Origin of the sequence: Citrobacter sp. Ca225 (genome assembly GCF_030337175.1) — a bacterium.
In the GTDB taxonomy this organism is placed as follows: Bacteria; Pseudomonadota; Gammaproteobacteria; order Enterobacterales; family Enterobacteriaceae; genus Citrobacter_A; species Citrobacter_A amalonaticus.
The window spans coordinates 1-367 of sequence record NZ_JAOWCD010000020.1 but is presented as its reverse complement, the minus strand read 5'-3'; the positions used below and the strand labels follow the sequence as shown (position 1 = coordinate 367).

Annotated in this window: 1 protein-coding gene and 1 tRNA gene; both read right to left on the bottom strand. The window is 50.1% G+C overall.

Features of this window, described 5'->3' with window-relative positions:
• Positions 1-173: GTP-binding protein (locus tag OGW13_RS00730; protein WP_000031654.1), on the bottom strand; the 173-nt coding region annotated here is incomplete at its 3' end.
• Between the two features lie 117 nt (positions 174-290).
• Positions 291-366 (bottom strand) — tRNA-Thr (locus tag OGW13_RS00725).
• Position 367 lies beyond the last annotated feature (1 nt).

Here is a 367-nt window from a genome sequence, read left to right as displayed (position 1 = left end):
GCTTTTTCTTCCGGCGCGTTATCGATCTGATCGAATGCGCGAGCAGCACCGCCGTAGGTTTTAGCCAGTACGGTAGTGATGGCAGCGGTCAGCGTTGTTTTACCATGGTCAACGTGGCCGATAGTACCGACGTTAACGTGCGGTTTTGTACGTTCAAACTTTTCTTTAGACATCGATTGTCCCTCTAAGACACGGATAAATCGGTGATATCACCACATCAACCAGGCGATATGCCTGAACTGTTGAATCATTGAGTCGTTACAGAGAAAACACGGGGAGGAGAAGTGAAGTGGTGCTGATACCCAGAGTCGAACTGGGGACCTCACCCTTACCAAGGGTGCGCTCTACCAACTGAGCCATATCAGCA